Here is a 23,294-nt window from a genome sequence, read left to right as displayed (position 1 = left end):
CATGAACATGTAGGTCAGACGCCGTAACGTTCGCACCAGCCAAGAATGGCTTTCTCGAAGCAGGCAAAAGGTGGATGCACAATGCCCGCGCCAATCATGCCGACGCCCGCATCTTTATGGGCGATGGCGGTGTTGATCACCGGCAGAATGCCGCTGCTACCCACGCGGGTGATGTCGATTGCCGACGGCACGCCCATAAAACCGAGCAGCGGAATGGTGACGTTGGGGTTTTCACCGAGGGTGATTTCGCGCATCTGACGGGAGAAATCAATAGCTTCTTCCACCGTGCCGCCCACCAGCGCGACGATAGCGGGCGCGGTCGCCATAGCAAATCCGCCAATACCGTAGGTTTCGGTGATGGCGCTGTCGCCGATATCCAGCCCCGAATCTTCCGGCTTATAACCGGCAAACATCGGGCCGATCACCTGCTGCGCCGGGCCGGTAAACCATTGCCCCGGCAGGCCGCTGACCCGCAGGCCGAACTCGACGCCGTTACGCGCCATGGTGGTGACCACGGTGCTGTATTCGATGCCATGCGCCGCATCCATCGCCGCTTTACACATCGCCATCCACGTCGGGCCGGAGAAGTAGTCGCTGCTGGCGACAAACTCAAACACTTCGCGCTGTTGCTCGACGGAATAACCCGCCTGAATAATCCCCGGCGTCAGCGCCTGAATCAGCAGTGTCGTCCCGGCGTTATTGCGGTTATGGCACTCATCGCCCATATGCAGCGCCTGCGCCAGCATTAAGCGCAGATCGATTTCGCCGATAATTTTCATCGCGTCGCGCAGTATTGGTCCCTGCACATCACGCATCCAGTTCAGGCGGTCAATCACGCTCTGGTCGTTAGCGCCCATACGCAAAATCTTCGCCATCTGCTCGCTCATGTTGGTATAAGCGATGTTGCCGTAGGTTTTGTTTTTTACGATGTGCATAAACATCGAGGCCGAGGTAACACCCGCCATCGATCCCACGCAGTCGTGCTCGTGACACGGCGAGAAGGTGATCTCCCCGGAAGCCGCCAGTTCAGCCGCCTCGTCGAGATCTTTCGCCAGTCCTTCGAACACCAGCGCTCCGGTGACCGCGCCTTTCATCGCGCCGCACATTTTTTCCCAGGTGATCGGCGGCCCGGCGTGAAGAATGGTTTTCGCCGTCATGCCCGGCACCACGTTAATCGCCTGATCAAAACCAATCAGCACCGGATGCGACTGGATAATACGCTCCAGCGCCTGCTGGTTAGCGGCGGCGATTTTGTCCGCCAGCGGCGAATCGGCAATGTTATCCAGCGCCTGCACCACCTGCATATTGCCCTGCCCCGGCGGCGTCCAGTCGAGTTGAGTCACTTCTACATGCTGCTTTTTCAGGTCATCGCTAAACATGGCGATGCCGACGTTAATAACGTTCAATGGTTGGCTAAACAGTGACTGGCTCATCAGGCTTCCTCCCCTTTGCAGATAAATTCACGCGCCAGCAATCCGGTATTGGTGCTGCTGCTCGCCAGAATCACTCCGGCATCAAGCAGCATCTGGCTTTGTTGTTCTAACGATGGCGTATCAAGATCGGTACCCAGCACATAGGCGAGAATGATCAACTCGCGTCCTTCGGCAGCGGCGATCGCTTTCGCTTCTTTGATCGTCTCGATGGTGGAGCCGACCGGATCTTCATGCGATCCAAATCCGAGCACAAAATCCATCACGATCACCGCCACTTCTGGATCGCGCGCCTCTTCGATCAAGCGACTGATGCGGTTGGTGGGGTCAATCATCGGGTGCGGCTTGCCATTGGTGAAGTCGTCATCGCCAAAGTCGAGGAAGGTGTGTTTGATGCTGCGGTTGATATCTTTCAGGCGGAATTCCGGATCGGGCTGAATGTTGCTGTAGACATCGCCATGTTTTTCCATCACCGCGAACATGGTTTCGTCGCACAGCGTGCCGCCGCAGAACAGGCCACGAATGTATTTCTGCTGCGGTTGCAGACGCGCACGCACATCCGCAATCAACGGCTGGTTAAGCGTATGCAGGTCGAGATTTTCCTGTTTCACGCCGGAGAGCATCACCGCTTTTAGCGCTGCCTCTTTGGTGCCGCGGGCAAACTGTAGCCCCTGCTCATCCACTGGCGTTTCGCCACGATCGAGGAAGCAGACGACCACCGGCTTGCGGCAGGCGCGCGCACGTTCCAGCACTTTGCGGGCCACCGCAGGCGCAGGCGGTTTGGAGATAAGCGCAATGATTTCAGTTTGCGGATCGTTTTCCAGCATCCCGATGGCGTCGAGCATCATCAGGCCGCCGATTTTCTCGCTCAGGTCGCGCCCGCCGGTGCCAATCAGTTGCGAAACGCCGCCGCCAAATTCATGAATGCGGACGCTCAACTCCTGACTGCCGGTGCCGGATGCGCCAACAATACCGATGTTGCCGCGACGCACGGCGTTACCAAAACAGAGCGCCGCGCCGTTGATAATCGCCGTGCCACAGTCTGGCCCCATCATCAGCAGCCCTTTTTCGTGGGCCAGTTGCTTGAGCGCCAGTTCATCTTCAACTGAGACGTTATCGGAAAACAGCATCACGTTGAGATCGTTTTGCAGCGCCTGACGCGCTTCGCGAGCGGCAAACAGACCGTTGACCGAAATCACCGCCAGGTTACTTTCCGGGATATGCTTTTTGGCGCTGCCAATAGTGGCGTAACGCGCCTCGTGCGAGCCGCTTTGCGCTTTGGTGTTGAACAGTTCTTCAATCTCCACCAGTAACTGCTCGTTGTCCGCACCCGATTTACCATTGATGACAATCATCAGGTCGCCGTTTTTCGCCTGCTCCAGCTCCGGCGTCAGCAGTCCTAAATTCTTCAGCACGCCTTTATTCATTTCGGTCGCCATCGCCACAAATGCCTGCTCGACGCCGTCGAGTTTATTTGCACGCGTGGAGATAGACATCAGCGAGACAGAATCAAAATAGGTATTCGGTTTAATGACTATTTTAACTGACATAATTCCCTCCGTAGGTTTGGCTCAGCGCACAACCATCGGCCATGCCATACAGCATGTCGCAGCCGGAACTGGAGCCAATATGTTTAATTTTTTCTATTGCCTGAGTTGCGTTCCCAGGGATGTCATAAATAATGTTGTGAATAAAACGATGAATATTTTCCCGGCAGCGTTGTTGTAATGCGGCTTCCAGCGTTATGGCACTTAATAATGTGGTATTATTTTTGCCGCGTTGCAGACCGAGATAAAATTCCTCTTTGTATTTTTCCGCCGGATGCCCGGGAATAAATAAAATAAGCGCCAGACCTGTTAAATAATCGTCGGCTGATGGCGTAAGGCCAATCCCTAACCCCATCATACTGGCGACCGCTGAGGCGATATTTTGTTTATCGTTTACGGCCTGAATAACTGCCCGTCGTTTAATATGTAATTCTTTATTTAACGCCTGATAAAACGGATTATCGCCGCGATAATTAAACAGGGTTTCATTTTCCCCCAGGTGCTGATGAATAATGTCGTGCCACTGTAGCCAGGCGATAAGGTGAAAATTCACAGCGGTCATTTGCAAGGTTGGGGACAGCCAACGCCGACAACGACTCATCTCTATATGAAGATGTTGACCAACCGTAATACCTTGATCGTCAAACTGAACCTTATCACCATGCCGGAACAGATCATCAAAGTGAGTGAGTGCCAACCGACAACTGTTTGGCGCATTGTCGTACTCTTCACAAAGCAGCGTCAGCAACTGCTGGCGAGCCGGGAGTGCGATATTTACCGCTCTGGCAAAGACCTGTTCAACCTGTCCTTGCCCCCGCTGCGCCAGAAAATCCGCATCCGCAGTTAGCGCCCACACACACCGTCTTTCTGGTGTGTTGATAGCAAGCCTCCCGGTTTATGCACCTGCGGCAATCAGTAACTGCGCAATCTCTTCAAAGCCCCGTTCCCGCGCCAGTTCCAGTGGCGTTTTGCCATATTTATCGGTCAGATGCGGGCTGGCACCGTGTTCCAGCAATAACTGCACAATCGCCTGCTGTTTAATACCACCATCATTAAGCACAATCGCTTCCAGTAGCGGCGTCCAGCCTACATGGTTGGTCTGGTTAACGTTAATCTCCGTATGCGCCAAAAGCTCTTTTACAATACTTAAATGGCCTTTTTCACAGGCAGGCGTCAGGCCGACACCGCCAAAACGGGTTACGCAATTAAGATCGGGTTTAGCCGGTAAAATAATTCGTAGTAGCGTTAAATCATCGTTCAGACAGCTAATTAAAAAAGGATTTAAACAGGTATGATCTTGCTTATTAATATCCGCTCCGGCATCAATTAATGCCTGAACGCAAGCATATTGCTGATATAAACTTGCCAGCGTAATTGCCGTTTTCCCCTGACGATCGCAGGTATTAATATCGACACCCAGCGCAAGGCAGGTTTTTACTTTATCGATATCACCCTGTTGTGCAGCCAATAAATAGTCGGCAGGTAGATTTTTTATACTCATTCACATTCCCCTGGTTTTTGTGGCTGTTTTCGATGAATTGAGAATAGCAACGATAATCTGATAAAAGAACCCGCTTAAATTTAATTCGCCGTATCTCGCCTTTTTGTTGAATAATATTCAACAATCTTTTCGCAGTGTGCGGTAGTGCAATATTTGTTTCTTTGACCCGATACCCTTTCACTCAATCAGGTTTTATTTCTCTATAGTCTGCACATGTAAGAGTAGCTTTCGTCCATGTCTAACCAGAGGGGAACAAGATGAACGGACTCACGGCAACGGGTGTCACCGTCGGTATTTGTGCAGGGCTTTGGCAGTTAGTGTCTTCACATGTCGGGCTCTCTCAAGGATGGGAATTATTAGGAACCATTGGCTTCGTCGCCTTTTGCAGTTTTTATGCCGCAGGCGGCGGTAAATCGGGGTTTATCAGAAGTCTGGCGGTTAATTATTCCGGGATGGTGTGGGCGTTTTTCGCCGCGCTGACTGCTGGTTGGCTGGCCTCTGTAAGTGGACTGTCCGCGTTCTGGGCGAGCGTAATTACTACCGTACCCTTCTCGGCGGTAGTGGTCTGGCAAGGGCGTTTCTGGTTACTGTCCTTTATTCCCGGTGGCTTTCTCGGCATGACGCTGTTTTTTGCCAGCGGGATGAACTGGACGGTGACGTTACTGGGTTTTCTGGCGGGTAACTGCGTGGGGGTAATTTCAGAATATGGTGGACAAAAATTAAGCGAAGCGACGACTAAACGCGACGGGTATTAAAAGTTATTCAAAAATGATTATCTATCTTTAACCGATACCTCTACAGTCATAGCTGGAGAAATTCATAGTAGATAATGGCGAGAATGGTTTAATGAACTCAATTTTTACCGAAGAGAATCTGTTGGCATTTACTACCGCTGCGCGTTTTGGCAGCTTCAGTAAAGCCGCAGAAGAGTTGGGTTTAACCACTTCCGCCATTAGCTACACCATTAAGCGTATGGAGACGGGGCTGGATGTGGTGCTGTTCACTCGCAGTACCCGCAGCATTGAGTTAACGGAGTCCGGGCGTTATTTTTTCCGCAAAGCTACCGACCTGCTGAATGATTTTTATGCCATCAAACGCAGAATCGATACTATTTCGCAGGGCATAGAAGCGCGTGTGCGCATTTGTATTAATCAGCTGCTTTATACGCCCAAACACACCGCACGCTTGTTACAGGTGCTGAAAAAGCAGTTTCCTACCTGCCAGATTACCGTCACCACCGAAGTGTATAACGGCGTCTGGGATGCGATTATTAATAATCAGGCCAATATCGCCATCGGCGCACCCGATACACTACTGGACGGCGGCGGTATTGATTACACTGAAATTGGCGCGATTCGCTGGGCTTTTGCTATCGCCCCGGATCACCCGTTAGCCTTTGTGCCGGAACCCATCGCCGAAAGCCAACTGCGTCTCTACCCTAATATTATGGTGGAGGACACCGCGCATACGATTAATAAAAAAGTGGGCTGGTTGCTGCACGGGCAGGAGTCAATTCTGGTGCCAGATTTCAACACCAAATGTCAGTGCCAGATTTTAGGTGAAGGAATTGGTTTTTTGCCGGATTACATGGTCCGTGAGGCGATGACGCAATCCCTGCTGGTTACCCGACAAATCCATAATCCGCGCCAGGATTCGCGCATGTTACTGGCGACTCAGCATTCTGCTACGGGTCAGGTGACGCAGTGGATTAAAAAACAATTTGCGCCAAATGGCATATTAACGGGGATCTATCAGGATTTACTGCATCGGGAGAATTAATCGCTGCCAACCTCCCGATGCGCTGTGAATAGCGGTTTACATCAACCACCTGCTTTCATTACCCATTCAGAGATAAATTTATTACCCGGTACTGGCGGAGAGTACAAATAGCCCTGCAAAAAGTGAACGCCTTTACCGATCATTAAATCCGCCTGCTCCTGGGTTTCTACCCCTTCCGCCACGATACTCAGACCAGGCTTACGCGCTAGTTCGACAATATTGTCCACAATATGACCGGAGATTTCGTCGACACTCGCCATTTGCACAAATGACTTATCGATCTTAATAAAATCGACCGGGAACGCCTGCAAGTAACGATAGGTCGCATAACCCGTACCAAAGTCATCCAGCGCAAAGGTAATGTTGTGCTGATGAAGGCTGTCAAATATCGCTCTGGCTTCTGGCGTTACCGGAATAGGGTTACGTTCCGTTAGCTCGAGAACCAGCTTGATTTTATCGTTACCTAATTTATTAACCAGGTTCAGACACTCTTTTTCAAATCCCGCTGCCAAAAAACAACCCGCCGAGACGTTGATGCCAATATGGAAATTGTCCGGCAGCAAATGTTTTACCGGCATCAGAATATCCGCAGTCTGTTTCATCAGTTGGCGGGTCATTATGACAATAAGACCGGATGACTCCGCCAGAGGAATAAACTGATCCGGTGGGATAATTCCCGTTTGTGGATGTTCCCAGCGGACAAGCACCTCACAGCCCGTCAGTACGCCAGTCTGCGCGCAGAAAACCGGTTGGATCCACGGTTTGAATTCGTGGTTTTCCAACGCCAGACTGATGGCTTCAGGCGTGACGATATGGTGATAGTGATTATCATTAATATATCTGTGACTATTACTCCCCGTGGCGGATATGATCTCCGGATTGTACTGAAAGAAAATATCGCGCCAGAAAGTAATATCGCTCTGAATCCCCAGTTTCTCAAAGAGCTGTTTCTTTTGATGTGAAATTGTCTTTGCACTGCGATTTCTGTACTGTGATATTTCTGTTACAGACATTCCCTGCATCAGCAGCTTGAGTAGCAGTCGTTCTTTCTCGGATACGCTACCAGGCAATGACAAATGAACCGTTGTACCGAACTCTTGCAGAAAAACACGAAAATCACATGAATTCATGAACACACCTTTATCTTTTATCGCTGTTCAGTATGAGTGATTACCTGTCGATTCCTGAGCACACATAAGGGGTAACCATAAACATCAGCGATGCCATACGTATAACATCCCACATCACTATCAAGAAGATTATCTTTACCTCTGATGCTCGCTCAAAAACAGTTACGCTAAATACCTTAAAAAGGTAATCACAAGTCAAACTCAGGAGATAATCACGCAAGAATGCAATATTAAAATTCAGATACTCATTTTTGGTAATAAAGAAGTAGTTGGACTATTTCAATATTTATAATTTCCCACTACATACTGGCATCCATTCATGAGCAAAGGCGCATTATATGAATTTAACAATCCAGATCAACTGAAAATACCTCTCCCTCATAAACACATAGCGTCAACATTCAATGACATAATGAGTAAAGATGTTGGTTATGCATACGTATCATTACTCTATGCCTGTCCCTTAAAAACCCACTCATTAAGACTGAATCCATTCAGCAAATGATAACCAATATTATAGCAATGCCAATAAAAACAATATTTAAAACATTCAATAAAATATCACACACAGATAATTAAACCTTAAATAACAAATGGTTGCGTTAATTTCAGTTGATTTACGATACACATTTCTCATGAATAATGCGTCATTTCAAATGATCAGCAATATTTACATTAAATAAGACTAAACTTATTGAACATTCGCAACAGCCCAAATGTAGGTTTTGGGCTGCAATAGTTCTTTTCTTTTTTATTATCTGTTGTCTGGTAATCATCAATAGATACTAAGGGCTTAACCGTATAGATATAACGTATCAAGAGGTAGGAGAAACAGCGCCATATGCAGACATGGCGCGGTTTTATGCAATAACAATCACGCGTCCGGGAACATCACGCTATGGCCCGGCGCTTCACGATGGAGATGAATAAAGTTAAGGTGCCGCTCGTACTGGTCAAGAATATCGGTGATCACCTGCTCTTTGCTGTAGTCCATCAGGTCGTTGCCCTGGCTGCCTTCTAACAGGAAGGTTTCCAGCCGGTAGTAGGTCGATTTACCGCTGCGTGCGCGGTAGGTAAAGCCCGGCACCGAATATTGCTGCGGCCAAATCTGATAGACAAAGTTTTGCTCTTCGCCCATATGCACCAACAAATCCAGATGACCCAACTGCTGTCCCTCTTCCGGTGGCAGGCTTTTTAGCTCCACGTACGCGCCGCGCAACCGCAACTCCTGCGCCACTTCTTCCATTGCCGGGTAACAGACCGTCTCCATCATCTGTTTAGTGTAACGCGTGCCCGGATAATTCATCAGGCGCGAGAGACGTTTTTTCCAGCTCAGGCGATCCTGAAGCCCCAGCGGTCGCGGTGCGGTATCGCGGTTGGCACTTTCACGGCGGTAATCTTCTACCTTCAGAGATTTATACAACCCCGCCATCACGAAGAAGATCACAAAGCTGAACGGCAGCCCCATAATCACCGTGGTGTTTTGCAGCGCGGATATCCCGTTAGTCATCAGCATGCCGAGCGTCAGCAGGCCAATCGCCACCGACCAGAAGACGCGCAGCCAGCCGGGGGCGTCGCTGTTGATATCTTTAAGCTGCGAGGTGAAATTCCCCAGCACCAGCGCCCCGGAGTCCGCCGAGGTCACATAAAACAGCAGGCCAGTAATGGTGGCGACGGAGGCGCTAAAGGTAAACGCCGGATACTGCGCCAGCAGGCTGTAGAAGCCGCGCTCCGGATGGACCATCGCTTCCTCGGCAAATGCCGCGCCGCCGTGGATGATTTCATACAGCGCGCTATTGCCGAACACCGAGAGCCATAACAGCGTGAAGGTAAACGGAATAATCAACGTGCCCAGCACGAACTGGCGAATGGTACGCCCACGCGAGATACGCGCCAGGAACAAGCCGACAAACGGCGACCATGCCACCCACCATGCCCAGAAGAAGAGCGTCCAGTTATTCATCCACTCAACCGGACGGTCGAAGGCAAAACTGTTGAGCGTCATGCCCATAAAGCGATTCACATAGTCGCCAACATTCAGCACCAGTGCATTAAGCAGGAACGAAGTGTCGCCCATAAACAATACGAACAGGATCAATCCCAGCGCCAGCGCGACATTAAGCTCCGATAACACGCGAATGCCCTTATCGACACCGGAGGTGACAGAGATCGTGGCGATTATCACCGACAAGGCGATCAGTGCCGCTTTCGCCGCCATCGAATCGGGAATATCAAACAGTACGCTCAAGCCATAGTTAAGCTGCACCACACCGATACCGAGCGTAGTGGCAATACCGAAGATAGTGCCGATCACCGCTGCAATATCCACTGAGTGACCTATCGGCCCGTTAATCCGTTTACCGAAGATCGGGTACAGCGCCGAGCGGATGGTGAGCGGCAAATTATAACGATAGCTAAAGTATCCGAGCGCCATGCCCATCAGCGCATACATCGACCAGCCGGTTAAGCCGTAGTGAAACAGCGTCCAGACCATCGCCTGACGCGCGGCCTCAATCGTCTGTCCCGCGCCTTCCGGCGGCTGCATATACTGCGTTACCGGTTCGGCTACGGAGAAGAACATCAGGTCGATACCGATCCCGGCAGCAAACAGCATCGCCGCCCAACTCAGCAGGCTGAATTCCGGTTTGGATTGTTCTGGCCCGAGCTTCACCGAACCAAAACGCGAACAAGCGATACAGACCACAAAGACAATATAGAGCGTTGCCGCCAGCAGATAGTACCAACCGAAGGTTTTAGAAACCCAGTCCAGCGTGCGGCCAATCCACAGGGCCGAGAAGTCGCGAAACAGGATCGTTGTCAGGGAAAACAACAAAATCAGTCCGGCGGAGGTGTAAAACACCACCGGATTGATTTTGTCCTTTTCCCTGCTGTGTGAAAGGTCTGTCATCCAGTATCCCCACTGTTATTGTTACTATTTAAAATCAAATTCGTAACAATTAAGACACATTTTATATTGAACGTCCAATCAATAACCGCTTTAATAGATAAACACCGCTGATGAATGGAGTGGCGAAAATGCCCAAATTGGGGATGCAGTCGATCCGGCGCAGACAACTGATCGACGCCACACTGGAAGCAATAAATGAAGTGGGCATGCACGATGCAACGATCGCGCAGATCGCCCGCCGTGCAGGCGTTTCTACGGGGATCATCAGCCACTATTTCAGGGACAAAAATGGTCTGCTGGAAGCAACCATGCGCGATATCACCAGTCAGCTGCGTGACGCGGTTTTGAATCGATTACATGCACTTCCGCAGGGCAGTGCAGAGCAGCGATTACAGGCGATTGTTGGCGGAAACTTCGATGAAACGCAGGTGAGCAGTGCGGCGATGAAAGCCTGGCTGGCGTTCTGGGCCAGCAGTATGCATCAGCCGATGCTCTATCGTTTACAGCAGGTCAGCAGCCGCCGCTTGCTGTCGAATCTGGTGAGCGAGTTTCGTCGCGAATTGCCGCGCGAACAGGCACAGGAAGCGGGCTACGGCCTGGCCGCGCTGATTGATGGATTATGGCTGCGCGCGGCTCTGAGCGGCAAACCGCTGGATAAAACCCGCGCTAATTCCCTGACCCGCCACTTTATCACTCAGCATCTACCCACCGATTAACCGAGGAGACGTGATGTCCCGAATGGCAGAACAGCAGCTTTATATACATGGTGGTTATACCTCCGCCACCAGCGGTCGCACCTTCGAGACCATTAACCCGGCCAACGGTAACGTGCTGGCGACCGTGCAGGCCGCCGGGCGCGAGGATGTCGATCGCGCCGTGAAAAGCGCCCAGCAGGGGCAAAAAATCTGGGCGTCGATGACCGCCATGGAGCGCTCGCGTATTCTGCGTCGGGCCGTTGATATTCTGCGTGAACGCAATGACGAACTCGCAAAACTGGAAACCCTCGACACCGGAAAAGCATATTCGGAAACCTCAACCGTCGATATCGTTACCGGTGCGGACGTGCTGGAGTACTACGCCGGGCTGATCCCGGCGCTGGAAGGCAGCCAGATCCCGTTGCGTGAAACGTCCTTTGTGTATACCCGCCGCGAACCGCTGGGCGTAGTGGCAGGGATTGGCGCATGGAACTACCCGATCCAGATTGCCCTGTGGAAATCCGCCCCGGCGCTGGCGGCAGGCAACGCAATGATTTTCAAACCGAGCGAAGTTACCCCGCTTACCGCGTTAAAGCTGGCTGAAATTTACAGCGAAGCGGGCCTGCCGGACGGCGTATTTAACGTGTTGCCGGGCGTGGGCGCGGAGACCGGGCAATATCTGACCGAGCATCCGGGCATTGCCAAAGTGTCATTTACCGGCGGTGTCGCCAGCGGCAAAAAAGTGATGGCTAACTCGGCGGCCTCTTCCCTGAAAGAAGTGACCATGGAACTGGGCGGTAAATCACCGCTGATCGTTTTCGATGATGCGGATCTCGATCTCGCCGCCGATATCGCCATGATGGCAAACTTCTTCAGCTCCGGTCAGGTGTGTACCAATGGCACCCGCGTCTTCGTTCCGGCGAAATGCAAAGCCGCATTTGAGCAGAAAATTCTGGCGCGCGTTGAGCGCATTCGCGCGGGCGACGTTTTCGATCCGCAAACTAACTTCGGCCCGCTGGTCAGCTTCCCGCATCGCGATAACGTGCTGCGCTATATCGCCAAAGGCAAAGAGGAAGGCGCGCGCGTACTGTGCGGCGGCGATGTACTGAAAGGCGATGGCTTCGATAACGGCGCATGGGTTGCACCGACAGTGTTCACCGATTGCAGCGACGATATGACCATCGTGCGTGAAGAGATCTTCGGGCCAGTGATGTCCATTCTGACCTACGAGTCGGAAGACGAAGTCATTCGCCGCGCTAACGATACCGACTACGGCCTGGCGGCGGGCATCGTGACAGCGGACCTGAACCGCGCGCATCGCGTCATTCATCAGCTGGAAGCGGGTATTTGCTGGATCAACACCTGGGGCGAATCCCCGGCAGAGATGCCCGTTGGCGGCTACAAACACTCCGGCATTGGTCGCGAGAACGGCGTGATGACGCTCCAGAGTTACACCCAGGTGAAGTCCATCCAGGTTGAGATGGCTAAATTCCAGTCCATATTCTAACCAGGAGGTTTATTTGCAATTTGACTACATCATTATTGGTGCCGGCTCAGCCGGCAACGTTCTCGCTACCCGTCTGACTGAAGATCCGAATACCTCCGTGCTGCTGCTTGAAGCGGGCGGCCCGGACTATCGCTTTGACTTCCGCACCCAGATGCCCGCTGCCCTGGCATTCCCGCTACAGGGTAAACGCTACAACTGGGCCTATGAAACGGAACCTGAACCGTTTATGAATAACCGCCGCATGGAGTGCGGACGCGGTAAAGGTCTGGGTGGATCGTCGCTGATCAACGGCATGTGCTACATCCGTGGCAATGCGCTGGATCTCGATAACTGGGCGCAAGAACCCGGTCTGGAGAACTGGAGCTACCTCGACTGCCTGCCCTACTACCGCAAGGCCGAGACTCGCGATATGGGTGAAAACGACTATCACGGCGGTGATGGCCCGGTGAGCGTCACTACCTCCAAACCCGGCGTCAATCCGCTGTTTGAAGCGATGATTGAAGCGGGCGTGCAGGCGGGCTACCCGCGCACGGACGATCTCAACGGTTATCAGCAGGAAGGTTTTGGTCCGATGGATCGCACCGTCACGCCGCAGGGCCGTCGCGCCAGCACCGCGCGTGGCTATCTCGATCAGGCCAAATCGCGTCCTAACCTGACCATTCGTACTCACGCTATGACCGATCACATCATTTTTGACGGCAAACGCGCGGTGGGCGTCGAATGGCTGGAAGGCGACAGCACCATCCCAACCCGCGCAACGGCCAACAAAGAAGTGCTGTTATGTGCAGGCGCGATTGCCTCACCGCAGATCCTGCAACGCTCCGGCGTCGGCAACGCTGAACTGCTGGCGGAGTTTGATATTCCGCTGGTGCATGAATTACCCGGCGTCGGCGAAAATCTTCAGGATCATCTGGAGATGTATCTGCAATATGAGTGCAAAGAACCGGTTTCCCTCTACCCTGCCCTGCAGTGGTGGAACCAGCCGAAAATCGGTGCGGAGTGGCTGTTTGGCGGCACTGGCGTTGGTGCCAGCAACCACTTTGAAGCAGGTGGATTTATTCGCAGCCGTGAGGAATTTGCGTGGCCGAATATTCAGTACCATTTCCTGCCAGTAGCGATTAACTATAACGGCTCGAATGCAGTGAAAGAGCACGGTTTCCAGTGCCACGTCGGCTCAATGCGCTCGCCAAGCCGTGGGCATGTGCGGATTAAATCCCGCGACCCGCACCAGCATCCGGCGATTCTGTTTAACTACATGTCGCACGAGCAGGACTGGCAGGAGTTCCGCGACGCAATTCGCATCACCCGCGAGATCATGCATCAACCCGCGCTGGATCAGTATCGTGGCCGCGAAATCAGCCCCGGTGTCGAATGCCAGACGGATGAACAGCTCGATGAGTTCGTGCGTAACCACGCCGAAACCGCCTTCCATCCGTGCGGTACCTGCAAAATGGGTTACGACGAGATGTCCGTGGTTGACGGCGAAGGCCGCGTACACGGGTTAGAAGGCCTGCGTGTGGTGGATGCGTCGATTATGCCGCAGATTATCACCGGGAATTTGAACGCCACGACAATTATGATTGGCGAGAAAATAGCGGATATGATTCGTGGACAGGAAGCGCTGCCGAGGAGCACGGCGGGATATTTTGTGGCAAATGGGATGCCGGTGAGAGCGAAAAAATGAGTCGTGATGTGAACTAACGCAGGAACCGATCAGATTGAGAGTTACCGTTCCAGAGAGGGGGACCGAATCCTTATATAAACACTGAGGTAACTCTCATGCTTCATATCCAGTATTCATGATGCGGGCTTTTTGCTGATATTTAACCCGAACATTCCTGATACAGACTATTAATACAACCTTATCTGCGACAGATTTTATTCTCTGGATATATTATGCGTGAACAAATCAAACAGGATATCGATCTGATTGAGATTTTATTTTATCTGAAGAAAAAGATTCGTGTTATCCTTTTTATTATGGCTATATGTATGGCTATGGTGCTGTTGTTTCTGTATATCAATAAAGACAATATAAAAGTGATTTACAGCCTAAAAATAAACCAGACAACGCCAGGTATACTTGTTAGCTGTGATAGCAATAATAATTTTGCCTGTCAGACTACAATGACTGAAGATGTTATTCAGCGAATTACTACATTTTTTCACACCAGCCCAGATGTCAAGAACAGAGAAATAAGGCTGGAATGGTCAGGAGATAAGAGAGCTTTACCAACTGCTGAAGAGGAAATATCTCGCGTGCAGGCCTCTATTATCAAATGGTATGCGTCAGAATATCATAATGGCAGGCAAGTTCTCGATGAGATACAAACGCCTTCAGCAATTAACAGTGAGCTTTATACAAAAATGATATACCTGACCAGGAACTGGTCATTGTATCCGAACGGTGATGGCTGTGTAACTATAAGCTCACCAGAAATAAAAAATAAATACCCTGCTGCCATTTGCCTGGCTCTGGGATTTTTTCTAAGCATTGTAATTTCTGTAATGTTTTGCCTTGTCAAAAAAATGGTAGATGAATACCAACAAAACTCTGGGCAGTAATAAACAACATTCTGATAGAGAGTGCCTGTATAAAGCTGAAGTGACAATGACCGGGAAGGGAACCCGTTTTCAGGAATGGATGCCTGTCTTTTTCACTGTAAATATCCTGGCATTGGTAATACCAGGATATTTACAGAAGAGCAGCATAACCATGACGGAACGGGGTTAAGTCAGGTTGTCCTAAACGCTATTTTCAACCTCGTATGCCTTCTTCAGGTTTATGTCCAGACTTCATATCTCTCTCAACAATCCTCAATAATCAGATACACCGCTTTCACCGGGCCATGAACTCCGACGACTTTGATAAGCTCAATATCCGCCGTTGAACTGGGGCCGCTAATGATGTTAATGCAGGAAGGCATTCGTTCACCGGCCTGCGCTTTCTGATGCAATTTTTCTGCGAGTTGCGCTACACGCGGCAGGATAGTGCTTTTACGCAGGATAAAAAGAGAATATTCCGGGAGCAGGCTCAATGAACGCCCGCGCTCGGCGGCGGAAAAAAGAACCACGCCTCCCGATTCGGTTAAACCATATTCAGCATACACAACACCCACTTTAGCCTGCTCTGCCTGCGAGATATTCTCGGCACCTTTCGCCGGATCCCAAACAACGGCATTGCATTCCTGCTGCAAACGTTCGCTAATCCCCAATTCCTCCAGCCTCGTGTCACCGCTAATCACGACCGACTGATCTCCCAGCTCTTTACACAGACGTATTGCAGCTTCTGCCGCCTTCGCCTCGCTGGTCAGCTCACAGCGCGTCAACATAACATCGCTGGCAAACTGAATAAACGCGTCACAGCGCTGCTGTTGGTTAAGTTGGGTAAGCCGCTCGTTAGCATAGTTGTTAAGCGGCGCATCTTCTGCTTGCGGTTCAAGTCGCAGCGGGCGACCCAGTGCCTGAGCAACGTTATTCAAAAATTCGCCTCGATTATCCATTCTTTTTCTCCTGCGCCTGATGTTTCTTAAACCAACTACGGAAACTCTCTCCGTCAGCTTCAGGAAGATCGCGTGCTTCCATCCAGTCGCTAATCGCGCCAAATTTGAGTGGTGTTTTGCCGCCATTGATAAACCAGCTTGCCGCATGAGCACCGGCCATCATCCCGACTTTCCACAATCCTGGATGACTATTGGCATAAGCGAACATTTTTATCGCCCGTTGCTCTGCTTTTGCGGTGATCCCTTTTTCAGCCATCACCCGACGATGACGCAAAATCAGTTTTGACAGCGGAATACGCACCGGACACACGTTGTCACAAGCTGTGCATAAAGAGCAGGCGTAGGGTAAATCTTTAAAATCTTTATAGCCGCCAAGTAGCGGAGAAATCACCGCACCAATTGGCCCTGGATAAATAGAGCCATATCCATGACCGCCAATATGGCGATATGCCGGACAAGTATTCATACAAGCCCCGCAGCGAATACAGCGCAGCACATCCCGAAATTCAGAGGCCAGCACCTCAGAACGCCCGTTATCGACAATAACCAGATGAAACTCTTCAGGACCATCAACGTGCCCAGCTTCGCGCGGTCCTGTCAGCCAGGTGTTGTATCCCGTCAAACGTGCACCAACGGCACTGCGCGCCAGCATGGTGATCAATACATCTACCTCGGCAAACGTGGGGGCAATACGCTCCATTCCCATCACTGCAATATGCGTTTTAGGCAGCGTGGTACACATTCGCGCATTACCTTCATTGGTCACCAGGCATACCGAACCGGTCTCTGCCACCGCGAAATTACAGCCGGTAATACCTATTTCAGCACTGAGGAAATCTTCGCGGATTTTTTGCCGGATGAATAAGGTCATCGCTTCAGGCGTTTCCGGCCCCTCATAGCCCAGACGTTCGTGTAGCACTCGACGGATCTGATGGCGATCTTTATGAATTGCCGGGACCACAACATGAGATGGCGGATCTTGATCCAGCTGGAGAATATATTCACCCAGATCGGTTTCAATCACCTGAATGCCAGCATCCTGCAACACATGATTGACACCAATCTCTTCGGTCACCATCGATTTAGATTTCACCACCTTCCGGGCATTTTTGCGTTGGGCAACCTGTAAAATGTAGCGGGTAGCGTCTTCTTTGGTTCTTGCAAAATAGACGTGACCGCCGTTTTGCGTCACTTTTTCTGAGAGCTGGTACAGATAAGCGTCGAGATTACTCAGAACATGATCACGTATCTGGGCGGCCCGATCGCGCCACTCCTCCCAGTGCCCCAATTCATCGACCATTTTTTGCCGATTTGCCCCAATACGCTGCTGCGCGTTTGCCACCGCTTTGCGCATGATCGGATCTTCAATTTGCTGACGGATGCGTGTCTTAAAATCTGTATTACTGGTTTTGATCGACATCTTTATATCCTCAGCGGCTCATCAACACTTCAGCAATATGCATCACTTTGACTTTCTGCCCTTCCCGTTGTAATCGCCCACTGATGTTTAGCAGGCAACTCACGTCAGCACCAATTAAATACTCAGGGCGGACTTCCATCAGGTGCGCAACCTTTTCTTTCACCATCTCGCCGGATATTTCGGCCATTTTGACCGAGAACGTGCCGCCAAATCCGCAGCAGGTATCCTGTTCAGCAAAGGTCAACAGCTCCAGTCCACGCACATTTTTCAGCAGCGTAAGTGGCTCGTCCTTCACTCCCAGCTTACGGGCCAGGCTACAAGATGGGTGATACACCGCTCTCCCTTGCAAACTGGCACCTACATCGACTACCCCTAATTTATTAACAATAAAAGAGGTGAGATCCTGCATACGCGCGGCAACCTTTGCGGCACGTGATGCCCATTCAGGTTCATCCGCCAGATACGTCGGGTAACTTTTTACGGCATAGGTGCAAGAGCCAGCCGGTGAAATAATGGGATCGTCGTTATCCTCCAGTGCGGCGATCAGATTTTTCATCCCTGGAATCGCTTCTTTGATATAACCGCTATTGATCGCAGGCTGACCGCAGCATCCCTGTTTCTCCGGGAAATTTACGCGACAGCCGAGTTTTTCCAGTAGCAGCACGGAGTCTCGTGCCATTCTTGATTTCAGGGCGTCACCAATACAGGTGACAAAGAAATTGACATTCACAACTAATACTCCATTACTTCATGCCCATTTATGCCCGATGTTTCCCCCCCACCGGGGGATCAATCATCAATAAATATGGCGTTCTTTTTTAATTGGCTAGCAACATACCACCCCTCATTTGTATGACAAATGATAATCTTTCATCCAAACGTCAAATGCAATAACTAATTTTATTTCTTTCGGCATCGCTCACATTTTATGGGGAAATCGACGATCATTTTTGGCATAAGAAATCCATTTAAAAATGGCTACATCCCTTATACCTATTCAGAGCTACTTATTCAGGGGTTATTGAGATATACACTGATGGTGTACAAAAAAATCACCGACAATAATCACGTATCAAGAAATAGTCGGGATTTTATTTAATTGAAGCAATTTAGTTTGCATTTTTATTTAAAAACTGAGCTAGAGTCCATCAGAAAAAATATATAAAGCCCAAACCACCGTTGGAAATAGAAATAGTTGAAAGGCTCACAACTCCCGGAATGCGGATTATCTTTGCCCTGATTTCTGGCGGTTTTATTCAGGGTGCAAGCTGTCTGACCCTTTCCCGATATTCTCCCGGGGTACAACCAAACTCGCGGACAAACGCCTTGTGAAAAGATGATTCACTGGCATAGCCTACTGACTCAGCGATCACCACAACAGGGAGCGTTTCCCGGGAAAACATCTGGGCCGCTATTTGTAGACGCAACTTTGTTAATACAGCCAGCGGCGTGGTTCCGGAAACATCACGGAAAAGCTGGGCAAAACTTGCCCGGGACATGTGAGCGATGCTGGCCAGCGATTCGACGGTCCAGGCGTGTCCTGGCATTTCCAGCATTTGCTGTATTACCGCACCAAGACGTGGATGCAGAAGCAAACTGAGAATGTTTTTCTCAGTATTAACCTGTGCAATCCACTCACGCACCGCGAGGGTAAAGAATGTAGCGCAGATCTGGCTACACAGTGCATCCACTCCCGGCATTGCCGATCTGGATTCCTGTTGTAAAAACGGGATCGCCTCCCTCAGCCAGTTATATTCCACGCTGTGGTTAACCGGTGCTAAAAACAGCGTTTCCGGCAAAGACGTTAAAAAATAACGCGCCGAATGTTGCAACCGAAGAGTGCCGCAGACAATACAGGTCGATTCATTATCGACATGACTCAGGCGATGAGCTGAATTTTGTGGTAGCAGGACCACATTTCCCGGGCGTAATGTAAAAATCTCCCCCGTCGGCATTTCCAGCTTCGCCGCTCCTTGCGTTAACGCATGCCAACGAATAACCGATAATTCCCCGGCACCATGTGGAAGCTGCCAGTCACTTCCTAACACGCAATTCTTATCGATCGTTCCTTGTGGAGCGTTAAGCATCAACAAACGGCTAAGGGCATCCATATCAGACTCCTGAGTGGTTTTTGATTACAAACACCAACAATCTTAGTAAATAACTAATCTAATACCATCAAATAGTTAATCATGATTTTTGTTTTGTGATTCTGATTAAGAAAAAGAAAATATCAGACGATAAGACAAAATATCAAGCGTTGTGAAGAAATGTTATTTGCTCTTTTGCGTCTATAGTCATGATGTCAAATGAACGCGTTTCGACAGGAAATCATCATGAATAAATATCAGGCAGTGATTATTGGTTTTGGCAAGGCTGGAAAAACATTAGCCGTCACGCTGGCAAAAGCAGGTTGGCGAGTGGCTCTCATCGAACAATCAAATGCAATGTATGGCGGGACCTGTATTAATATCGGCTGCATCCCAACCAAAACATTGGTTCATGACGCACAGCAGCACACAGATTTTGTCCGTGCCATACAGCGTAAAAATGAAGTGGTTAATTTTTTACGTAATAAGAATTTTCATAATCTTGCGGATATGCCCAATATCGACGTGATCGACGGCCAGGCGGAGTTTATCAATAATCATAGCCTGCGTGTTCATCGGCCTGAGGGAAATCTGGAAATTCATGGCGAGAAAATTTTTATTAATACCGGTGCACAAACCGTGGTTCCGCCAATTCCTGGAATTACCACCACGCCAGGAGTATATGACAGCACCGGATTACTTAATCTAAAAGAATTGCCTGGGCATTTAGGTATTTTGGGCGGCGGATATATTGGCGTTGAGTTCGCCTCTATGTTCGCTAATTTTGGCAGCAAGGTAACCATTTTAGAAGCAGCTTCGCTGTTTTTGCCTCGGGAAGATCGGGATATTGCTGATAATATCGCGACGATTTTACGCGATCAGGGCGTCGATATTATCCTCAATGCCCATGTGGAGCGAATCAGTCACCATGAAAATCAAGTGCAAGTGCATAGCGAGCACGCCCAACTGGCGGTGGATGCACTGTTAATAGCTTCCGGTCGTCAACCGGCTACCGCTTCGTTACATCCAGAAAATGCCGGTATCGCAGTAAACGAGCGCGGGGCAATTGTCGTTGACAAGCGATTACATACCACCGCAGACAATATTTGGGCGATGGGAGATGTTACCGGCGGGCTGCAATTTACTTACATATCACTGGATGATTACCGCATTGTACGTGATGAGTTACTGGGTGAAGGCAAACGTAGTACTGATGATCGGAAAAATGTGCCTTATTCCGTATTTATGACACCGCCCCTGTCCAGGGTTGGTATGACAGAAGAACAAGCCAGAGAGAGTGGTGCTGATATTCAGGTGGTGACATTGCCTGTAGCTGCAATTCCGCGTGCCAGAGTGATGAATGATACTCGTGGGGTATTAAAAGCGATTGTTGATAATAAAACCCAACGTATGTTAGGGGCATCACTGCTGTGTGTTGACTCCCACGAGATGATCAATATAGTGAAAATGGTGATGGATGCCGGGCTGCCTTATAGCATATTACGCGATCAGATATTTACTCATCCGTCGATGAGCGAATCACTCAATGATCTATTTTCATTAGTCAAATAAACTCAAAATCAGACGCCAGAACAAATATTCTGGCGTCTCAGAGAAAAGAATCTTATTAATTCTCTGTTACTCTATAACTTCTTAATCACTTCATTGATGGTATTTTATATGTTTAAAAAATCTGTTTTATTTGCAACACTATTATCTGGCGTTATGGCATTTTCCACCAATGCAGATGATAAAATAATTCTGAAACATATCAGCGTCTCGTCAGTATCAGCATCACCGACAGTTCTGGAGGATACCATTGCTGATATAGCCAGAAAATATAATGCTTCATCCTGGAAAGTCACATCGATGCGAATTGATAATAATTCAACCGCAACAGCAGTATTGTATAAATAAGGATGTTCACAATGGAAAAATACCTGCACCTGTTAAGTCGGGGAGATAAAATTGGCCTGACATTGATTCGTCTGAGTATTGCAATTGTTTTTATGTGGATTGGGTTATTAAAGTTTGTCCCTTACGAGGCAGACAGCATTACACCATTCGTCGCAAACAGTCCACTAATGTCGTTCTTTTATGAACACCCGGAAGACTATAAACAGTATCTGACTCACGAAGGCGAATACAAACCAGAAGCAAGGGCATGGCAAACGGCCAATAATACCTATGGTTTTTCCAACGGTCTTGGCGTCGTGGAGGTGATTATTGCTCTGCTGGTTTTGGCTAATCCTGTCAATCGCTGGTTAGGTTTATTGGGAGGACTGATGGCATTTACCACGCCGCTGGTAACACTCTCATTTTTAATCACCACCCCGGAGGCATGGGTACCCGCATTGGGTGACGCTCATCATGGTTTCCCTTATTTATCCGGTGCTGGTCGCCTGGTATTGAAAGATACTCTGATGCTGGCAGGTGCAGTCATGATAATGGCAGATTCGGCGCGGGAAATTCTTAAACAACGCAGTAATGAATCCAGTTCAACGTTAAAAACTGAATATTGATAATCCGAACACTGTCTGTTGTTCACTTTTTCAGGCGTCAGGCCCCCTTTCTGATGATGAAGCCTGACGCCATATTACCGGAGATATGACAGAGTGAAGATCAATATCACTCCCTGTTAAAAGGTTTTTGTCGTCTTAGGTAAAATACATGATTAATATCAATCATGTATTTTTACAGCAAGACAACCACGAACAAATTCAGGATTAAAATGTTTTACCGACTCCCCAACATAACCCAAATCAAGCGAACTAATTTGTGCCATTTCTTTATCTGTCAGTGAGAAATCGATTTTTGATGGGCATCTGCAATACTCTGAAGCAGACTATACGGAAAATTCCACTGTCAGTCCCTCCATTAGGCATGAACAATGAGTCTACGTTAAAACGTAACCTCAAAGTAGTATGTGGATTTTGATATCACTTATGCAAAAAATTCATTAATAATGTAGGACTGAAACCTCTCTATTTTCGGGGACAACGAAGCAGACGCTACCAGTGCTTTTGCCTTCGCCCTTGCTATTTTTGATACACTTAGGGCCCAGGGTATAACGAAAATGTGCGATATGACAAAGAATTAACGGAGAATGAGATGATCAGGCAGAAGATTCTACAGCAGCTCCTGGAGTGGATTGAGTGCAATCTTGAGCACCCTATTTCAATCGAAGATATCGCACAGAAATCTGGCTACAGCAGACGCAACATCCAGCTTCTGTTCCGAAATTTCATGCATGTGCCTTTGGGAGAATACATTCGCAAACGAAGGCTTTGTCGTGCCGCCATTCTTGTCCGGCTCACCGCGAAATCTATGCTTGATATTGCACTCTCTTTGCATTTTGATTCACAGCAGTCATTCAGCCGCGAATTTAAAAAGTTATTCGGCTGCTCTCCCCGTGAATACCGCCACCGTGATTATTGGGATCTCGCAAATATCTTCCCTTCTTTTTTAATACGTCAACAGCAAAAGACGGAGTGTAGATTAATCAACTTTCCTGAGACACCTATTTTTGGCAACTCATTTAAATATGACATTGAAGTGTCGAATAAATCACCGGATGAAGAAGTCAAACTACGACGTCATCATTTAGCCAGATGTATGAAGAATTTTAAGACGGATATCTATTTCGTTTCCACGTTTGAACCGTCAACAAAATCGGTCGATTTGCTCACGGTTGAAACTTTTGCTGGTACGGTATGTGAATATGCTGACATGCCAAAAGAGTGGACAACGACCCGAGGACTTTATGATCCTACCCACGTAATAT

General features: G+C 49.3%; 20 protein-coding genes and 2 pseudogenes. 10 read left to right on the top strand and 12 right to left on the bottom strand.

What is annotated here, in order from left to right; all coding sequences use genetic code 11:
- Positions 1-14 precede the first annotated feature (14 nt).
- The 4 genes from KXD89_RS17055 to KXD89_RS17040 are packed head-to-tail and all read right to left on the bottom strand — an operon-like array spanning position 15 to position 4,478.
- On the bottom strand, positions 15-1,433 hold the full coding sequence (locus KXD89_RS17055) for a DUF1116 domain-containing protein (protein ID WP_000083429.1): 1,419 nt from the start codon (positions 1,431-1,433) through the stop codon (positions 15-17).
- Positions 1,433-2,980: an acyl-CoA synthetase FdrA gene (fdrA, locus tag KXD89_RS17050; protein WP_000111836.1), complete on the bottom strand. Its 1,548-nt coding sequence runs from the start codon at positions 2,978-2,980 to the stop codon at positions 1,433-1,435. The genes KXD89_RS17055 and fdrA overlap by 1 nt, the downstream gene beginning before the upstream one ends.
- Positions 2,970-3,833, bottom strand: a complete 864-nt coding sequence (locus tag KXD89_RS17045) for a DUF2877 domain-containing protein (protein WP_001310582.1) — start codon at positions 3,831-3,833, stop codon at positions 2,970-2,972. The genes fdrA and KXD89_RS17045 overlap by 11 nt, the downstream gene beginning before the upstream one ends.
- Before the next feature lie 39 nt (positions 3,834-3,872).
- Positions 3,873-4,478 (bottom strand): ankyrin repeat domain-containing protein, encoded by a 606-nt coding sequence (locus tag KXD89_RS17040; protein ID WP_000023635.1) that lies wholly within the window; start codon positions 4,476-4,478, stop codon positions 3,873-3,875.
- 257 nt (positions 4,479-4,735) lie between these two features.
- On the opposite strand from KXD89_RS17040, the gene KXD89_RS17035 reads away from it, so the two are divergent.
- A complete protein-coding gene (locus KXD89_RS17035; protein ID WP_001013892.1) occupies positions 4,736-5,233 on the top strand; it encodes a DUF1097 domain-containing protein in 498 nt (165 codons plus the stop codon).
- A gap of 91 nt (positions 5,234-5,324) precedes the next feature.
- Positions 5,325-6,257, top strand: a complete 933-nt coding sequence (locus KXD89_RS17030) for a LysR substrate-binding domain-containing protein (RefSeq protein ID WP_001084394.1) — start codon at positions 5,325-5,327, stop codon at positions 6,255-6,257.
- 41 nt (positions 6,258-6,298) lie between these two features.
- Here KXD89_RS17030 and pdeL read toward each other — a convergent pair whose 3' ends face one another.
- The 3 genes from pdeL to betT all read right to left on the bottom strand — a co-directional run bounded on the left by pdeL (position 6,299) and on the right by betT (position 10,295).
- Entirely contained in the window at positions 6,299-7,387 is a 1,089-nt protein-coding gene (gene pdeL / locus KXD89_RS17025) for a DNA-binding transcriptional activator/c-di-GMP phosphodiesterase PdeL (protein WP_001301264.1), read from the bottom strand.
- 494 nt (positions 7,388-7,881) lie between these two features.
- Positions 7,882-7,956: a protein YahV gene (locus tag KXD89_RS17020; RefSeq protein ID WP_120795374.1), complete on the bottom strand. Its 75-nt coding sequence runs from the start codon at positions 7,954-7,956 to the stop codon at positions 7,882-7,884.
- A 305-nt stretch (positions 7,957-8,261) separates the two neighbouring features.
- Positions 8,262-10,295 (bottom strand): choline BCCT transporter BetT, encoded by a 2,034-nt coding sequence (gene betT, locus KXD89_RS17015; RefSeq protein ID WP_000131044.1) that lies wholly within the window; start codon positions 10,293-10,295, stop codon positions 8,262-8,264.
- A 128-nt stretch (positions 10,296-10,423) separates the two neighbouring features.
- Here betT and betI point away from each other — a divergent pair, with 128 nt between their 5' ends.
- From betI to ykgH, 4 genes are all read left to right on the top strand, one after another.
- Positions 10,424-11,011, top strand: coding sequence for a transcriptional regulator BetI (gene betI / locus KXD89_RS17010; RefSeq protein WP_001335745.1), 588 nt, complete (start codon positions 10,424-10,426; stop codon positions 11,009-11,011).
- A gap of 13 nt (positions 11,012-11,024) precedes the next feature.
- The gene (gene betB, locus KXD89_RS17005; protein WP_000089110.1) at positions 11,025-12,497 is read left to right on the top strand and encodes a betaine-aldehyde dehydrogenase; all 1,473 of its coding nucleotides are present in this window, start codon (positions 11,025-11,027) and stop codon (positions 12,495-12,497) included.
- 13 nt (positions 12,498-12,510) lie between these two features.
- Complete coding sequence (betA, locus tag KXD89_RS17000; protein WP_001159094.1) at positions 12,511-14,181, top strand: choline dehydrogenase; 1,671 nt, start codon at positions 12,511-12,513, stop codon at positions 14,179-14,181.
- 212 nt (positions 14,182-14,393) lie between these two features.
- Positions 14,394-15,062, top strand: a complete 669-nt coding sequence (gene ykgH / locus KXD89_RS16995; protein ID WP_001209100.1) for a protein YkgH — start codon at positions 14,394-14,396, stop codon at positions 15,060-15,062.
- Positions 15,063-15,304: 242 nt separating this feature from the next.
- Here the strand turns inward: ykgH and KXD89_RS16990 are convergent, their stop codons facing one another.
- The 4 genes from KXD89_RS16990 to rclR form a co-directional block, all read right to left on the bottom strand.
- Entirely contained in the window at positions 15,305-16,000 is a 696-nt protein-coding gene (locus KXD89_RS16990) for an LUD domain-containing protein (RefSeq protein WP_000370307.1), read from the bottom strand.
- Positions 15,993-17,420 carry a LutB/LldF family L-lactate oxidation iron-sulfur protein gene (locus KXD89_RS16985; protein ID WP_000023927.1) on the bottom strand — a complete coding sequence of 476 codons (1,428 nt, stop codon included), beginning with the start codon at positions 17,418-17,420 and terminating at the stop codon, positions 15,993-15,995. The genes KXD89_RS16990 and KXD89_RS16985 overlap by 8 nt, the downstream gene beginning before the upstream one ends.
- Before the next feature lie 10 nt (positions 17,421-17,430).
- Complete coding sequence (locus KXD89_RS16980) at positions 17,431-18,150, bottom strand: (Fe-S)-binding protein (protein ID WP_001102108.1); 720 nt, start codon at positions 18,148-18,150, stop codon at positions 17,431-17,433.
- Positions 18,151-18,676: 526 nt separating this feature from the next.
- Positions 18,677-19,531, bottom strand: coding sequence for a reactive chlorine-specific transcriptional regulator RclR (gene rclR, locus KXD89_RS16975; RefSeq protein ID WP_000339594.1), 855 nt, complete (start codon positions 19,529-19,531; stop codon positions 18,677-18,679).
- Positions 19,532-19,756: 225 nt separating this feature from the next.
- On the opposite strand from rclR, the gene rclA reads away from it, so the two are divergent.
- The 3 genes from rclA (at position 19,757) to rclC (ending at position 22,032) form a co-directional block, all read left to right on the top strand.
- Positions 19,757-21,082, top strand: a complete 1,326-nt coding sequence (rclA, locus tag KXD89_RS16970) for a reactive chlorine resistance oxidoreductase RclA (RefSeq protein WP_001046307.1) — start codon at positions 19,757-19,759, stop codon at positions 21,080-21,082.
- A 108-nt stretch (positions 21,083-21,190) separates the two neighbouring features.
- On the top strand, positions 21,191-21,427 hold the full coding sequence (gene rclB / locus KXD89_RS16965) for a reactive chlorine resistance periplasmic protein RclB (RefSeq protein ID WP_000474084.1): 237 nt from the start codon (positions 21,191-21,193) through the stop codon (positions 21,425-21,427).
- Positions 21,428-21,438: 11 nt separating this feature from the next.
- Positions 21,439-22,032: a reactive chlorine species resistance protein RclC gene (gene rclC, locus KXD89_RS16960; protein ID WP_001299021.1), complete on the top strand. Its 594-nt coding sequence runs from the start codon at positions 21,439-21,441 to the stop codon at positions 22,030-22,032.
- A 158-nt stretch (positions 22,033-22,190) separates the two neighbouring features.
- On the opposite strand, the pseudogene KXD89_RS16955 reads toward rclC, so the two are convergent.
- Positions 22,191-22,319 (bottom strand): annotated as a pseudogene (locus tag KXD89_RS16955) (aldo/keto reductase); the annotation flags it as partial.
- 302 nt (positions 22,320-22,621) lie between these two features.
- On the opposite strand from KXD89_RS16955, the pseudogene KXD89_RS16950 reads away from it, so the two are divergent.
- A pseudogene (locus KXD89_RS16950) lies at positions 22,622-23,275 on the top strand (helix-turn-helix domain-containing protein); the annotation flags it as partial.
- Between the last annotated feature and the right edge of the window lie 19 nt (positions 23,276-23,294).

This window comes from Escherichia sp. TC-EC600-tetX4, assembly GCF_019356055.1.
Taxonomy (GTDB): Bacteria; Pseudomonadota; Gammaproteobacteria; order Enterobacterales; family Enterobacteriaceae.
The sequence above is the reverse complement of the archived record's forward strand: the minus strand, read 5'-3'. Positions and strand labels throughout refer to the sequence as shown.

What these genes read in the sequence shown, in the direction of transcription:
- KXD89_RS17055 (WP_000083429.1), bottom strand. Translation starts at nt 1,433, where the DNA reads ATGAGCCAGTCACTGTTTAGCCAACCATTGAACGTTATTAACGTCGGC.
- fdrA (WP_000111836.1), bottom strand. Translation starts at nt 2,980, where the DNA reads ATGTCAGTTAAAATAGTCATTAAACCGAATACCTATTTTGATTCTGTC.
- KXD89_RS17040 (WP_000023635.1), bottom strand. Translation starts at nt 4,478, where the DNA reads ATGAGTATAAAAAATCTACCTGCCGACTATTTATTGGCTGCACAACAG.
- KXD89_RS17035 (WP_001013892.1), top strand. Translation starts at nt 4,736, where the DNA reads ATGAACGGACTCACGGCAACGGGTGTCACCGTCGGTATTTGTGCAGGG.
- KXD89_RS17030 (WP_001084394.1), top strand. Translation starts at nt 5,325, where the DNA reads ATGAACTCAATTTTTACCGAAGAGAATCTGTTGGCATTTACTACCGCT.
- pdeL (WP_001301264.1), bottom strand. Translation starts at nt 7,387, where the DNA reads ATGAATTCATGTGATTTTCGTGTTTTTCTGCAAGAGTTCGGTACAACG.
- betT (WP_000131044.1), bottom strand. Translation starts at nt 10,295, where the DNA reads ATGACAGACCTTTCACACAGCAGGGAAAAGGACAAAATCAATCCGGTG.
- betI (WP_001335745.1), top strand. Translation starts at nt 10,424, where the DNA reads ATGCCCAAATTGGGGATGCAGTCGATCCGGCGCAGACAACTGATCGAC.
- betB (WP_000089110.1), top strand. Translation starts at nt 11,025, where the DNA reads ATGTCCCGAATGGCAGAACAGCAGCTTTATATACATGGTGGTTATACC.
- ykgH (WP_001209100.1), top strand. Translation starts at nt 14,394, where the DNA reads ATGCGTGAACAAATCAAACAGGATATCGATCTGATTGAGATTTTATTT.
- KXD89_RS16990 (WP_000370307.1), bottom strand. Translation starts at nt 16,000, where the DNA reads ATGGATAATCGAGGCGAATTTTTGAATAACGTTGCTCAGGCACTGGGT.
- KXD89_RS16985 (WP_000023927.1), bottom strand. Translation starts at nt 17,420, where the DNA reads ATGTCGATCAAAACCAGTAATACAGATTTTAAGACACGCATCCGTCAG.
- rclR (WP_000339594.1), bottom strand. Translation starts at nt 19,531, where the DNA reads ATGGATGCCCTTAGCCGTTTGTTGATGCTTAACGCTCCACAAGGAACG.
- rclA (WP_001046307.1), top strand. Translation starts at nt 19,757, where the DNA reads ATGAATAAATATCAGGCAGTGATTATTGGTTTTGGCAAGGCTGGAAAA.
- rclB (WP_000474084.1), top strand. Translation starts at nt 21,191, where the DNA reads ATGTTTAAAAAATCTGTTTTATTTGCAACACTATTATCTGGCGTTATG.
- rclC (WP_001299021.1), top strand. Translation starts at nt 21,439, where the DNA reads ATGGAAAAATACCTGCACCTGTTAAGTCGGGGAGATAAAATTGGCCTG.